The organism is Dysgonomonas sp. BGC7 (assembly GCF_001261735.1).
Lineage (GTDB): Bacteria > Bacteroidota > Bacteroidia > Bacteroidales > Dysgonomonadaceae > Dysgonomonas.
Map to the genome: position 1 here is coordinate 84,351 of NZ_CVRP01000014.1, position 14,039 is coordinate 98,389.

General features: G+C 38.4%; 11 protein-coding genes. 1 reads left to right on the forward strand and 10 read right to left on the reverse strand.

The features are described from left to right. Window positions 1–32: 32 nt before the first annotated feature. From BGC7_RS13560 to BGC7_RS13595, 8 genes are all read right to left on the reverse strand, one after another. The gene (locus BGC7_RS13560) at window positions 33–791 is read right to left on the reverse strand and encodes an NYN domain-containing protein (RefSeq protein WP_050702143.1); all 759 of its coding nucleotides are present in this window, start codon (window positions 789–791) and stop codon (window positions 33–35) included. A 231-nt stretch (window positions 792–1,022) separates the two neighbouring features. Next, window positions 1,023–1,601: a hypothetical protein gene (locus BGC7_RS13565; protein ID WP_050702144.1), complete on the reverse strand. Its 579-nt coding sequence runs from the start codon at window positions 1,599–1,601 to the stop codon at window positions 1,023–1,025. Window positions 1,602–1,613: 12 nt separating this feature from the next. Then, entirely contained in the window at window positions 1,614–2,441 is an 828-nt protein-coding gene (locus BGC7_RS13570) for a polymorphic toxin type 23 domain-containing protein (RefSeq protein ID WP_157258731.1), read from the reverse strand. Next, complete coding sequence (locus BGC7_RS13575) at window positions 2,438–3,529, reverse strand: CapA family protein (RefSeq protein ID WP_087880078.1); 1,092 nt, start codon at window positions 3,527–3,529, stop codon at window positions 2,438–2,440. Before BGC7_RS13575 ends, BGC7_RS13570 begins: the two co-directional genes overlap by 4 nt. A gap of 12 nt (window positions 3,530–3,541) precedes the next feature. Further along, the gene (locus BGC7_RS13580) at window positions 3,542–4,999 is read right to left on the reverse strand and encodes a TrkH family potassium uptake protein (protein WP_050702146.1); all 1,458 of its coding nucleotides are present in this window, start codon (window positions 4,997–4,999) and stop codon (window positions 3,542–3,544) included. A gap of 22 nt (window positions 5,000–5,021) precedes the next feature. Further along, window positions 5,022–6,359, reverse strand: a complete 1,338-nt coding sequence (gene trkA, locus BGC7_RS13585; protein ID WP_050702147.1) for a Trk system potassium transporter TrkA — start codon at window positions 6,357–6,359, stop codon at window positions 5,022–5,024. 12 nt (window positions 6,360–6,371) lie between these two features. After that, window positions 6,372–8,309 (reverse strand): 1-deoxy-D-xylulose-5-phosphate synthase, encoded by a 1,938-nt coding sequence (dxs, locus tag BGC7_RS13590; protein ID WP_050702148.1) that lies wholly within the window; start codon window positions 8,307–8,309, stop codon window positions 6,372–6,374. A gap of 400 nt (window positions 8,310–8,709) precedes the next feature. Then, window positions 8,710–10,521, reverse strand: coding sequence for a DEAD/DEAH box helicase (locus BGC7_RS13595; RefSeq protein WP_050702149.1), 1,812 nt, complete (start codon window positions 10,519–10,521; stop codon window positions 8,710–8,712). 254 nt (window positions 10,522–10,775) lie between these two features. Here BGC7_RS13595 and BGC7_RS13600 point away from each other — a divergent pair, with 254 nt between their 5' ends. Then, window positions 10,776–11,798, forward strand: a complete 1,023-nt coding sequence (locus BGC7_RS13600) for an FKBP-type peptidyl-prolyl cis-trans isomerase (RefSeq protein WP_050702150.1) — start codon at window positions 10,776–10,778, stop codon at window positions 11,796–11,798. Between the two features lie 87 nt (window positions 11,799–11,885). Here BGC7_RS13600 and BGC7_RS13605 read toward each other — a convergent pair whose 3' ends face one another. Next, on the reverse strand, window positions 11,886–13,322 hold the full coding sequence (locus tag BGC7_RS13605) for an MFS transporter (RefSeq protein ID WP_050702151.1): 1,437 nt from the start codon (window positions 13,320–13,322) through the stop codon (window positions 11,886–11,888). Window positions 13,323–13,332: 10 nt separating this feature from the next. Beyond that, entirely contained in the window at window positions 13,333–14,004 is a 672-nt protein-coding gene (locus tag BGC7_RS13610) for a bifunctional 4-hydroxy-2-oxoglutarate aldolase/2-dehydro-3-deoxy-phosphogluconate aldolase (protein ID WP_050702152.1), read from the reverse strand. Window positions 14,005–14,039: the final 35 nt, after the last annotated feature.

Genomic DNA, 14,039 nt, shown 5'->3' on the forward strand with positions numbered 1-14,039 from the left:
TGAAACAATATAGAACACTATTATTCATATATTTACGAATCCTTTACCCTTACATAAATAAGTTTTGCATGTTTTTTATTATCAACATCGCGTTGATCTATTTCAAAGATCTTTTTCTGAGCTTTAATCATTGGTGTCAATTTCGGAAATCCATAATTTCGAGGGTCAAAATCAGGCCTTTTCTTTATTATCAAATTACCTACTTCGCCAAGATATGCCCAACCATCATCATCAGCAAGGTCTCTCACCGTACTTTTCAGTAAGTTTAGAAGCGCCTTACTCACCGGTTCTACATTCGATTTTTTATTCACCGGAACCTCAGAAGAAACCGGATCTTGCTGTGCAATATCATCTTCCAATATTTCTATATAGATAAACTTGTCGCAAGCTACAATAAAAGGATTAGGAGTTTTCCTCTCTCCCATTCCCAACACTAGCATACCCGATTCCCGGAGGCGAACAGCCAAACGAGTGAAATCGCTATCGCTGGAAACAAGACAGAAACCATCTACTTTGTCACTATGCAATATGTCCATTGCATCGATAATCATAGCCGAATCAGTTGCATTTTTTCCTGTCGTATAGCTATATTGTTGTATCGGTGTTATGGCATGCTCCAATAAAGGTTGCTTCCATCCCGATACGGTAGGTTTAGTCCAATCTCCATATATTCTTTTTATGGTAGGATTACCAAATTTTGCAATCTCGTCAAGCATCCCTTTTATGTTCGAGTAAGGAATATTATCTGCATCTATAAGTACAGCTAATCTCATGTCGGCCTGTTGCTTCATATATTCAATTTTTTAAGATATTGTGAATCAATAATTAATTTCATTAGAATGAATTCTTTATCCGATTTCACAATATATAATTTTAACTAAAAAGTGACAAAAGTTACACTTTTTCTTCGATTATCACTTGTTACTTTTAATACTTTTTGAAAAAAGATATTTTCTTTATAGATAAAGTTTTAGAAATTAGAGTAATGTATACAACCAATTTTCCAGGCTAAGAAGCTACTCTCAGTTTGTCCAAAACCATTTTTTATTAAGGAAAGGACAGGCCGTAGAATCTCTTTTCTGTTCCATTGGGTAAAAATCCGCAGCTTTATGGCACTGGTTGTTGGAGAAAGAAGGGTAATTGGACATATATCCGAGATTTGTATATTGAGGCTCTACATAGTCGCTCACATTCACCAGCCTCTTATTCGGCAAAATAATATAATCTCTAAAAATAACACATCCATTACCTTCGGGCCTTATTACTTGTGTTCTTACAGTATCGCCTATCACTTCGTATATTCCCCAAAGCGGATACTTACAAACATTTGAAGTTCCTCCTCTCTCAAAACACCTTATCATCTCGGTACTTATATGAGAAGTAGTGGCAATAGAGAAAAGTCCATTGTCGTAAAACATATACATAGAGAAGAACGATGAATCGCATCCATGTTCCGATACATAATATCCGTTAAGGTTTAGCTTTTTATTCAAACCTGTATTCTTATTCTTATAGAAATAGCTAAAGTTCTTTGGAGCTGACGAACAAGCGTATAACAAAACTATAGATAGTAATATAAATATAATATGTACTTTTTTCATATTAAGTTATTTCTAAAACATGGTATAAGGCTTATCCACACCCACCTGTAGAAAATGATTGTGATAATTACCATATTCAAAGTCGGGAGTATTGAAGAATAATCTATGCCATCCATTTTGACCAACCAACCCTCCGGTTTTGTTATTTAGTCCGTAGCGCAGAATCAAATCATTTCTTGCATATCCTATGTATACAGGGCTGGAAATCTGTTTTCCTGTTTTGTAAACTCCTCTACTATTGTGTGGCGAAACATCCGTTATGCCATTTATGTCTGTTGTATACACATTTGTTCCCAGTATAAAATGCTTATATCGGACTTCCAAAGCTGCTGTACGATATCTGTCATACGCTCTAAATCCGGTAAATGGAAAAGCAAGAATATCGTCCTCAAAATTGATACGAACTTCATCTAAATGTAGGCTGATAATACCTGATACTTGTTTATCTCCCTGATAATATTTATTTACATAGTAGGCTGTACCGTATCGCCCTTCGTCAAATCTTACTCCGGCATACGAAGTACCAACTCCAAATCGTTGTGTAGCTTTATAGGCATCTGCACCAATGGAGAAAGTCCATTTATTATCAACGGTCTGAGACAATTCTATCCCTGCCCCAAAACGCAACCCGTTACGATCATTAGCTCCGGACGTAAATAATGCAACTAATGAAACCGAAATCCGGAATCCATTATTTTTATCAGAGCCCCAATAAACAGATGAAAGATGATCGTCATTGTAACGTATTCTATGCTGCGAATAAGCTAATAGGCACATATTCATCAGAATGGAAAATAGTAGCAGAACTTTGAATATACGGATGCCTGTTATCTTCTTCACTCTTTATCCCACAAGCTCTCTATTGCATTTACAGCATTAGAGGTAAATGTTTCCATTAGTTTAAAATCTTTCTCGCCTAGCTTCTCCTTTCCTTCTTCATTGTTTATGGCGGAAACAGGAAGCAATTCGAAAAAAGTAGGAGTATCTTTATCCTTCATCAACTTATGCACCCATACCAAAGAATAGTCGCAAGAATCTATGCGGACAGGATTATCGCCATCTTTGCTGATGTCTATCTTTACCATCATACCGCCTCGTGTATTGGTCAACTTCATATTAGATATAAGATTGCCCATCGAATAGACTATTACATTCTTTATGCCAAGGCTATCTTTTCTTATATCGATAGGTTGCACCACATGCGGATGCCCTCCTATTACCAGTTGCACACCATTCTTAACAAGGAAATCGGCAAGTTGTTGCTGTTCTTTGTTGTGTTTTAGTACATATTCTTGCCCCCAGTGTACATTGGCTACAATTATATCAGCTTTCATCGTTTTGGCCAGAGAAATATCTTTCAGTATTATTTTTCTGTCAATATAGTTTACTACGTTAGGGGGAACAGGATCAAAATGATTAGTTCCATAAGTATAATTCAGCATGGCTATTCGGATGCCGTTCTTTATCATCATCAATGGATAGTAAAGTTCTCTTTTTTCTTTATTGAGGAATGTTCCTGTATGCTTCACTTTCATCGAATCCAGAACCATTATAGTACGCTCAAGTCCACGTTTCCTCTTATCCAGAATATGGTTGTTGGCAGTGAGGAAAACATCAAATCCGGCTTCTTTAAGAGCGTATGCATATTCGTCGGGAGAACCGAACATAGGATAGCCCGTAAATGCTTTTCCGGGAAGTGTTGTCTCCAGATTTACAACAGCAATATCCGCCTCTTTTATTTCTTCGGAAACATTCTTAAAATAAGCTGAATAGTCGTATCCATTTGTAGTTTTAGCCACATCTAACTGAGCTTGATGCTGCATAGCATCTCCGGCAAACAGAAAGCTAACTTTCTGTTGTTGTGAATAAGCAACGACTGAGACGAGAGTAATAGAAATAGAAAGAAGTATAAGGTATTTTATAATCATAACTAGAAATCTTTATCTTTTCCAAAAAGCCGGCATAAAGAGAGATAACACAGTAAATAATTCGAGGCGCCCCGTCAGCATAAGAAAACAGAGATACCACTTGGATGCTACAGGTACTTCAGAGAAACTTCCGGTATGACCAATCTCCGCCAATCCACCACCCACATTGCCCAGACAGGAAATGGCAGCTCCAAGAGAGTTTTCGAAGCCCATACCCGACAACGATAAAAGCAAACAGCTAACAATAAGAATAGCCAAATATAGGAAGATAAAGGCTAGTACTTTGGTTACTATATCTATGGATATTACATTCCCGTTCAGCCTGATTGGTAATATCGCATTGGGGTGTACCTGTCTTTTAAACTCATTTATGGAGTTCTTGAACAAAATGATTACCCTCACTATTTTTATCCCCCCCGCTGTAGATCCGGCACATGCGCCAAAAATCATAAATATGATGACCATAAATTGATAGAATGGTCCCCAATCCATAAAATTTTCTGTAGAATGGCAAGTTGTTGTAAGCACCGACACTACTTGAAACAGAGATGTACGGAAAGTTTTTTCTATACCCTCCATTTTTCCCGAGAAGTAGAGCCCGAACCCTATAATGAATACAAATATTATAATAATTAACACATACCATTTGAACTCTTCATTTTTCAGTAATTTCTTCGTATCACCTTTCATAAAGAAATAGATCAGCGGAAAGTTAATACCACCGATGAACATAAATACGGTTATCACATATTCTATATAGGCCGAGTCCCAATAGGCAATACTATTATTCTTAGTAGAAAATCCGGCAGTAGATATAGTTGTAAATGCGTGACAAACAGAGTCAAATAAATTCATTGGCCCCATCCAAAGCAACAGAATAAGAGCTGTAGTAAGAAATATGTAAACTACCCAAAGCCGTTTTGCTATTTGTGAGATACGTGGACGAAATTTGTCATATCCAATTCCTGTAACCTCTGTGTCATATAATACAGAAGCGTTACCACCCATTGGCAGAATAGTGGCGACAAAGACCACAATACCGAGTCCTCCCATCCATTGAGTAATACTACGCCAAAACAGCAACCCTTTGGGCATACTCTCAATATCGGTAAGAATAGTGGCCCCTGTAGCAGTAAGCCCGGATATGGTTTCGAAATAAGCATCGCAAACCTCATTTATAGAACCACTAAGATAGAAAGGAAGCATCCCGAAAGCCGATAGTACAATCCAGCTTAGAGCCACCATAAGAAAACTTTCCCGTTTTCCTATAGGCTTTGGATAATCGTCTGTGCCGGCAAGACGCATAAATATACCGGCAAAGAAAGTGATAGTGGAACTTATAAGCATAGGGTCTCCCGTGGCTTCGTGAAGATAGAACGAAACAACAGTAGAAAACATCATAAACATGGATTCGATAATAAGAAGAAATCCAAGTGTTTTTAATATAAAGCGAAAATTGAAACTACCCATAGCTTATAAAGTTGTGGAAGAACTAATGGAAGAACTTCTCTGCATCGCGAAGAGCATCATCAAGACAGAATACAACCACATGGTCGTATGGCTCAATCAACGTATCCCCGTCAATCATCATCGGCTCCCCATTGCGTATCAATCCCCCTAATGTTACATTCTTAGGTAATATTATCTTCTTAACCTCTTTCTTAGTTATACGGGAATTAGGACGGGCTATAATTTCTGCCACATCGGCATTTGCAATAGTAAGAGATTTAACATTTGAGATATCAGCACTCAACAAAAATCTATAGATATTATTTACTGTAATCAGCCTTTTGTTAATTATAGAACCTATATCTAAGTTTTCTGCCATCGAAATATAGTCCATATTTTCTACTTCTGCCACTGTTTTACGCACACCGTACCGTTTCGCAGCCATACAAGCCAAAATATTTGCCTCCGAATTGCCGGTAACAGCAACAAACGCATCCATTTCTTTAATGCCTTCCTGTAATAGAAATTCTGCGTTTCGCCCGTCATTATTAAAGACCGTCACATTTCGTGGAAGCCTTTCAAGTAGCTGATAAGACTTGTCTTTGTCCGATTCCAATAGTTTAATATTGGTATTATCGGGGAGATACTGGCTGGTACGTATAGCAATACGGCTACCTCCCATTATCATAACATTTTTCACCTCAAAATTAGCTTTCCCTGTTATAAGAGACAAATCTTCGACATTGTCTTTTGTCGCAGTAAAAAAGACAATATCTCCTGCCAACACCTTGTCTTTACCTGTAGGTATGATAGTGATATTGTTGCGCTTTATAGCTACTATATGAAATTTCTTATCTTCTGCCCCCAAGTCGTAAAGATGCTTATCTACAAGTTCAGAGTTTTCGCGGACTTTAATTCCAACAAGAATAATCGCTCCCCCACAAAGCTCTATCCATTGACGTACCCAAGGACGCTTAAGAGCCGAAACAATTTCTTTGGCAGCAAGCATTTCAGGATATACCATAGAATCCACGCCTAGCTTTTCAAAGAATTCTCTATTCTTGGGTAATAAATATTCATAATTATCGATGCGTGCAAATGTTTTTTTTGCACCCATATTGGTAGCAAGCATACATGCAGTAATATTAATGGACTCATCAGGCGTAACGGCAATAAAGAAATCCGCTTCTTTGATACCTACCTCAGTCAGGTCTTTTAAAGATGTGCATGAGCCTGTCATAGTCATCATTTCGAGATTGCTTCTGGAAAAATTTAGTTTCTCCTTGTCCGGATCCATCAATACTACATCCTGATTCTCTCCTGATAAAAGTTTCGACAAATGCGTTCCTACAGCTCCTGCTCCTGCTATTACTACCCTCATCTCAAATCAGTGCTAATTCGTTATTTTCGCCTGTTCAGTCACACTCGAACCCACCAAAACAGCCTGCATTCTGCGAACTAATCCGGGAACATCAATCCCACAAAATTTATTTAATTCTTTCACTGCTCCATGTGTCACAAATTCGTCAGGTAACCCAACTCTGGTTACTTTTATGTTTTGAATATTATTTTCGGCAAAATTTTCTAAGACAGCACTGCCTAAGCCTCCATTCACAACACCGTTTTCGATAGTCATTATATTATCATAATTCTCAGCGACTTCTTTCAGCAAAGCTGTATCTATAGGTTTTAAAAATATCATATCGTAATGAGCTATGGAAAAGCCCTGTATTTCGAGCTCGGCAATAGCTTTACTTGCAGTATTACCTATAGGCCCGATTGATAATACAGCCAGATTCTTACCATCCTTCAGCTTTCTTCCTTTTCCTATTTCTATTTTTTGCATCGGACATTCCCAGTCCAAAAGCTCACCCTGCCCTCTCGGATAGCGAATAACAAATGGCCCTTCATTTCCATATGCAGCAGTGTACATAAGATGACGCAAATAGTGCTCGTTATAAGGAGATGCGATTGTCAAATTCGGCACACAACGCATATATGCAAGGTCGAATGCTCCATGATGTGTAGGTCCGTCTTCTCCGACAAGTCCTGCACGATCGAGACACATTATCACATGAAGCTTCTGTAGCGCAACATCGTGAATCACCTGATCGTAAGCTCGCTGCATAAAAGAAGAATACACATTGCAGAATGGGATTAACCCTTCTTTCGCCAATCCTGCTGAATAGGTAACAGAATGTGCCTCGGCAATACCGACATCGAAAGATCGGTCAGGAAACTCTTTCATCATATAAGTCATTGACGAACCTGTTGGCATAGCGGGAGTTATACCCACAATGCGAGTATCTTTTTCGGCAAGTTCGACCAATGTATGTCCAAATACATCCTGATAAAGTTGTGGCTGATCTTTTGATTTGGCAACAATACGTACCCCTGTCTCTTTATCAAATTTGCCGGGAGCATGCCATACTGTAGCGGAAATCTCTGCCGGTTTAAAGCCTTTGCCTTTCACAGTATGAATATGCAGCATTTTAGGACCTTTCAGGTCTTTTATATTTTGTAATATACGTATAAGCCCTCTCAGGTCGTGTCCATCTACAGGGCCAAAATATCGAATATTAAAGCCTTCAAACAGATTTTGTTGTTTTGTCAGTAAAGACTTGAGACTGTTATTAAACCGCAGTATAAAGTTCTTGCCTTTCTCTGTGATAAGGTTGCCTTTCTTAAATTTCTGATAGACATCGTTCCTTACACGGTTATATGTAGGCGAAGTGGTCATTTTCACCAGATATTCACGGATTCCTCCGACATTATCGTCGATAGCCATATCATTATCGTTGAGAATGATCAGAATATCGTTTGGCTGAGAATTTGCATTATTCAATGCTTCATAGGCAAGTCCTCCAGTCATTGAACCATCTCCGATAACTGCTACTACATGTCTGTTTTCATGTTTCAATTCTGAAGCAACAGCCATCCCCAAAGCCGCAGATATCGAATTAGAAGCATGACCTGCAATAAATGCGTCATACTCGCTTTCAGTAGGATTAGGAAAACCTGCAAGCCCTCCAAACTGCCTGTTGGTATGGAATTTGTCTTTCCTCCCTGTTAGTATTTTATGGCTATAGGCCTGATGTCCCACATCCCATACTATACGATCGTAAGGAGTATTATAAACATAGTGTAAAGCAACGGTCAACTCGACCGTACCCAGACTAGAACCAAAATGTCCGGGATTGTTACACAATTGATCTATTATAAAATTTCGTAAATCGGAACAAAGTGTCTCCAGTTCTTCTATGCTCAGATTTTTAAGATCGGACGGATAATTTACTTTTTCAAGTACCGATATATTGTGATGCTCGCTCATAACTTCTCTATTATTTAGCTGTAAACTATTACAGGCGCAATAAACAAGCAAATATATAAAACAAATATCAGTTATATGGGATAAGAAGTCTTAAATTGCTTATCAAGAATATTTATTAACAGACTCAGAAGTTCTCATTTAATAAAAAATGAAGCTAGATATACATTTCAGAGTATCTCAGTTTTTAAAGCTCTCAGTGAAAATCAACCAAGCGACTATTTCGCCTCAGATCTTTCTACCGTTTCAATTTCTTTTATATATTCTGAAATACCTAAAGAAAAACCGACAGAAAATACTTCTATCGGCTCTTATATTATTTTAGTATAAATCCGGCCATGTTATTTTAAGGCAGGACAAATATTTATCTTCAGGCCTATTTATTTAAGACCTTTCTCTTCTATCAATATTTTGGCTTACGTCCTTTTCTGTGCCCGCCCTTGTCCGAAGACTTTGGTTTGGAAGATTTGAAATCAGAATCTCTTTTAAAGCCTCTGTCTTTGTCCGAGCGAGGAGAGAACCCGCCTCTATTACGGTCTCCGGAACGATCTCCGCCTCCACCTCCTTGAGCAACCTCAACAGAAATACGGCGACCATTTTGTTCCTGACGGCTCATTGATTTTATTACCTTTTGTGCATCTCTTTCCGGAACTTCGAAGAAAGAAAAGTTCTGCATAATATCTATGCGTCCAATATTAACCTTCTCAGGAACAAAGTCATTTACCAGCCCCATTAGTGTAGCAGGGTTAACGTTATCGGTACGGCCAATATTTATAAAAAGTCGTGAATAACCTTTCTCTGCTCCACGACCTCCTGATGCACGATCACCTCTTTCTCTATCTTTGCGACGGGGATATAACTTATCTTCTCCTTTTACATAACGATCGGAAGGGGACTCTATTTCTTGTGCATCGCGATAGTAATCTATCAAACGATTAAATTCCAAAGCCATAACTCGTTTAATGATATCTTCTTTTTCAAGCCATTCCAGCTTACGGTAAACCGAAGGTAAAAGATTAGATATCTCATCTTCATTCACCTTCACTTTTTCTATTCGGTCTACAAGGCTAAATAGCTGCTTTTCACAGATCTCCTCACCAGAAGGAATTACTCCTTGTTCAAATTTTTTATTAAGAATTTTTTCTAATTCCCTAATTTTACCTTTTTCCTTTACATGGACAATGGCAATTGAAGTACCTGTTTTTCCTGCACGACCGGTACGTCCGCTACGGTGTGTATAAGACTCTGTGTCGTCAGGCAAGCCATAATTGATTACATGAGTAAGGCTGTCTACGTCCAGTCCGCGTGCGGCAACATCAGTAGCAACCAATAGTTGTATATTCTTTATACGGAATTTCTGCATCACATAGTCACGTTGTGCTTGTGAAAGATCTCCGTGCAACGAATCTGCATTATATCCGTCCTGAATCAGTTTGTCCGCTATCTCTTGTGTTTCGCGACGGGTACGGCAAAAAATGATTCCATATATATTGGGATAAAAGTCAGCAATACGTTTCAGTGCCAAATATTTATCCTTCGCATGTACCATGTAATATACATGTTTTACAGTGCTTGTTCCTTCATTTTTTCGTCCTACAGTTATCTCTTTTGGAGACTCCATGTATTTTTTTGTAATCTTGCTTATCTCTTTTGGCATAGTAGCAGAGAATAGCAACATAGACCTATCGGAAGGTACTTTCGCTAATATTTCATCAATACTTTCGGTAAAGCCCATATTGAGCATCTCGTCAGCCTCGTCAAGCACTACATATTTAACTTTAGCCAAGTCTACCGTTTTGCGATTGATTAAGTCTATCAAACGGCCCGGTGTAGCCACAATAATATGAACCCCCCTCTTCAAAGAACGGATTTGGCTATCAATACTCGAACCTCCATATACAGGAAGTACTCGTAAATTGTCGATATATTTTGAATAATCAGCTAAATCTCCTGCTATTTGCAGACAAAGCTCACGTGTAGGACAAAGTATCAATGCTTGTGGAGCATTCTCTTTTACTTCGATTTTTTGTAGTACCGGCAGTCCGAAGGCGGCAGTTTTACCTGTCCCGGTTTGTGCCAATGCAATAACGTCTCTAATTTCGTCCAGTAGGTAAGGAATCACTTCTTCTTGTACCGGCATCGGGTTCTCATAACCCATTTCTTCGATCGCCTTGCGAATATTCGCGGCAACCCCTAACTCTTCAAATGTTTTCATTAAAAATTTCAAATATCTATTTGTGGTAAAAAGCCCATTGGCTTGCTCCCACCCCAAAGAATATTCGACATAAGAGAGTCTGCCAATAAGAAGGCGCAAAGGTAGTGATTAGTTTTCAAGTTTTTACAAGAATTTAGAATAAGTTTTCATGAACATCGGTACAGAAGAATAAAAAATACTATTTTTGCAATGCTTTACAATAAACTTAATCTCTTATAACTAAGATATAAATCGAATTTGTAAATAATATTAATATGAAAAAATTATTACTTTTCTCATTCACTGCTTTTGCAATGCTTAGTCCGATAACTATATTGGCTCAGAAAAAGGGCAAAATGCAAAAGGTTGCTCCGGCAGAAGTTATTTTAAAGACTAAAGCAGACTCTCTGTCATATGCATTAGGTGCCAATCTTGTTCAAAACGGACTTACCCCTTATTTGGCACAGATGAAGGTTTTAACGGATACTGCACAAGTAAACAGTGACTATAAATCTAAAATAGCCAACGAAGCAGATGCTGCAAAAAAGAGCAAATTAGTAAAAGAATTGAATTTCAAACTGGATTCGATAAATAAGGCCAATACTCAAAATCTGGAACAGTTCTTAGCAGGATTTAAACAAACGATGAATCAGAAAGAAGAAAATTCAGCATTTAATACCGGTGTTGCTATAGGAAGTCAGCTATCTACTATGACAAAGAATTTTTCTAAAGAAGTTCTTGAAAATGAGAGCGAATTCAATACCAATATTTTCATATCAGCTTTCTCTAAAAGCTTGAAAAACGAAAAAGCACTTATAGAAAATTCAGAGCAATTGATTCAGAGTGCAGCTCAAAAAGCTCAGGAAAGGCAAGAAGCAAAAAAAGCAGAAGAACTAAAAGCAGAGTACAAAACTCAGATAGAAGAAGGGGACAAATTTATGTCGGAAAATAAACTGAAAGATGGAGTAGTTACTCTTCCCAGCGGCTTACAGTACAAAACTATAACAATGGGAACAGGAGAGAAACCGACTGATAATGATCGGGTAACTGTACACTACAAAGGAACTCTTGTAGACGGAACAGTTTTTGACAGCAGCCTAGACAGAGGTGAGCCTACTACATTTGGAGTAACTCAGGTTATTAAAGGATGGACAGAGGCTCTCAAGCTAATGCCTGTGGGTTCTAAATGGATACTTTATATTCCTTACGATCTGGCTTATGGTAGTCGCGATCAGGGAACAATCAAGCCATTCTCTAATCTTATATTTGAAGTTGATCTGATCGAGATTGCAAAATAAATAAGATCTATAAAAACAAAATATCCGAAGTGGGCTATATGCTTCCTTCGGATATTTTTTTGAACTAATATATTAAAACACGGAATCTTATAGATTTGTTATTGGTTTATATTTAGGTACGAGAGATTTCATTACTACCCAACCAATAAGATAAGCTATAGCACAAACACAAAAGATAATAAAATATCCCGCAGGTTTGCCCTCAAAGCCCATAAAAGACATTTGAGCCTCATCAGCATATACAAATAAATTACCTGCCGACTTCTGTAATATCATAGATCCGATACCTCCTGCCATACCTCCGATACCGGTGATAGACGCAATAGCTCCTTTAGGGAACATATCGCCAATGGTAGAGAAAATATTAGCAGACCATGACTGGTGAGCAGCCCCTCCAATACCGATCATAATAACAGGCAACCAAGGAGAAATCGTACCTAATGGTTGTGCAAACAATACAACCAAAGGGAAGAAAGCAAAAATAAGCATTGCTCTCATACGGGCGGCATATGGATTAAGTCCTGTTTTATTCATTATAATCGTTGGCAGTTTACCCCCCACGATAGACAACATGGTAATTGCATATAATGTGAAGATAAGAGCAATCCCCAAACCTTCCGAAGTCTTGATTCCAAACTGAGTATTTAAATAAGACGGAGTCCAGAAAAGGAAGAACCACCATACTCCATCCGTCATAAACTTTCCAAAGGCAAAAGCCCAAGTCTGTTTATAAGAGAAACATTTCCAAAATGGAATTTTCTTCTCTTCCTGTCCATCTCCCTTAACAATACCATCAGCTTCATTGTCTTGTTCGATATACTCAAGCTCAGCTTCATTCACATGTTTACTCTTTGCAGGAGCATCATATAAGAATACCCAAAAACCCATCCAAATAAAACCAAGAGCACCAATTACTATAAAGGCCATCTCCCATCCCCAATGTTTAGCCAACAAAGGAATACTCAATGGAGCAATCAAAGCTCCGATAGAAGCACCGGCATTGAATATAGAAGTAGCATAGGCTCTATCTTTCTTAGGGAAATATTCGGCAGTAACCTTAATCGCGGCAGGAAAGTTTCCGGCCTCGCCTAAAGCAAGGACACAACGAGCAAACAGGAATGCATACATACTTATGGTTGCTATAACAACAGCAACATCGCCTGTGGCCGCAGCCAATTCGGCAGCACTATGCAACCCAACATAAGATTCTGTAATTATTCCACACACTGCATGCAAACATGCTCCCACAGACCAGATACCAATAGCCCAAAGGAAACCTTTCTTGCTACCCATCCAGTCTACAAAGCGGCCAGCAAACAACATACATATGGCATATACAATAGAGAATACAGCAGTAATAGTTCCATAATGAGATTCATCCCAATGGAACTCAGGCTTTATAAATTCATCCCAAGTAAGGGATAATACTTGTCTATCCAGATAGTTAACTGTAGTTGCAAAGAAAAGCATGATACAGATAGTCCATCTGAAATTAGTCATTTTACTTTTTCCGGTATTATTCATAGGTTAAGCATTATTTATTTTTAGCCTTTGCAATTATCTCTAACGCATCTTTACACAATTGGGTTATTTTATCCCATTCTTTAGCAGCAATCACTTCTTTAGGGAATAAATTGGAACCCATACCTACGCTAGTAACACCGGCACCAAACCATTTATTCAAATTCTCTTCGGTAGGAGTCACTCCTCCGGTAACCATAAGGTTAGACCAAGGCATCGGAGCCTTTATCCCTTTTACAAAGGCAGGGCCTACCACGTCTCCCGGGAATACTTTAACAACTTCGGCACCCAACTCCTGTGCGTAACCTACTTCGGATACAGATCCGCAACCGGGAATATACGCTACTTGCCTACGGTTACACACTTTGAAGATGTCGGGATTTAATAGGGGTCCTACTACGAAGTTGGCCCCAAGTTGTAAAAACAAAGATGCTGTTCCGGCATCGACTATAGAGCCAATACCCAATATCATATCAGGACATTCTTTTGCTGCCCATTTGTTCAATTCTCCAAATATTTCGTGAGCAAAGTCTCCTCTGTTTGTAAACTCGAAAGCTCTTACTCCTCCATTATAGCAAGCCTTAAGCACTTGCTTGGATGTTTCAAGGTCGCTATGATAGAATACAGGAACCATTCCGGTTTCTGCCATTACCTGACAGGCTTTTATTCTTGAAAATCGTGCCATTTTTATATTTTAATTTATTAAAAAAGGCAAGCAGG

Coding starts and splice junctions, on each gene's coding strand:
- BGC7_RS13560 (WP_050702143.1), bottom strand. CDS start 791: ATGAAGCAACAGGCCGACATGAGATTAGCTGTACTTATAGATGCAGAT.
- BGC7_RS13565 (WP_050702144.1), bottom strand. CDS start 1,601: ATGAAAAAAGTACATATTATATTTATATTACTATCTATAGTTTTGTTA.
- BGC7_RS13575 (WP_087880078.1), bottom strand. CDS start 3,529: ATGATTATAAAATACCTTATACTTCTTTCTATTTCTATTACTCTCGTC.
- BGC7_RS13580 (WP_050702146.1), bottom strand. CDS start 4,999: ATGGGTAGTTTCAATTTTCGCTTTATATTAAAAACACTTGGATTTCTT.
- trkA (WP_050702147.1), bottom strand. CDS start 6,359: ATGAGGGTAGTAATAGCAGGAGCAGGAGCTGTAGGAACGCATTTGTCG.
- dxs (WP_050702148.1), bottom strand. CDS start 8,309: ATGAGCGAGCATCACAATATATCGGTACTTGAAAAAGTAAATTATCCG.
- BGC7_RS13595 (WP_050702149.1), bottom strand. CDS start 10,521: ATGAAAACATTTGAAGAGTTAGGGGTTGCCGCGAATATTCGCAAGGCG.
- BGC7_RS13600 (WP_050702150.1), top strand. CDS start 10,776: ATGAAAAAATTATTACTTTTCTCATTCACTGCTTTTGCAATGCTTAGT.
- BGC7_RS13605 (WP_050702151.1), bottom strand. CDS start 13,322: ATGAATAATACCGGAAAAAGTAAAATGACTAATTTCAGATGGACTATC.
- BGC7_RS13610 (WP_050702152.1), bottom strand. CDS start 14,004: ATGGCACGATTTTCAAGAATAAAAGCCTGTCAGGTAATGGCAGAAACC.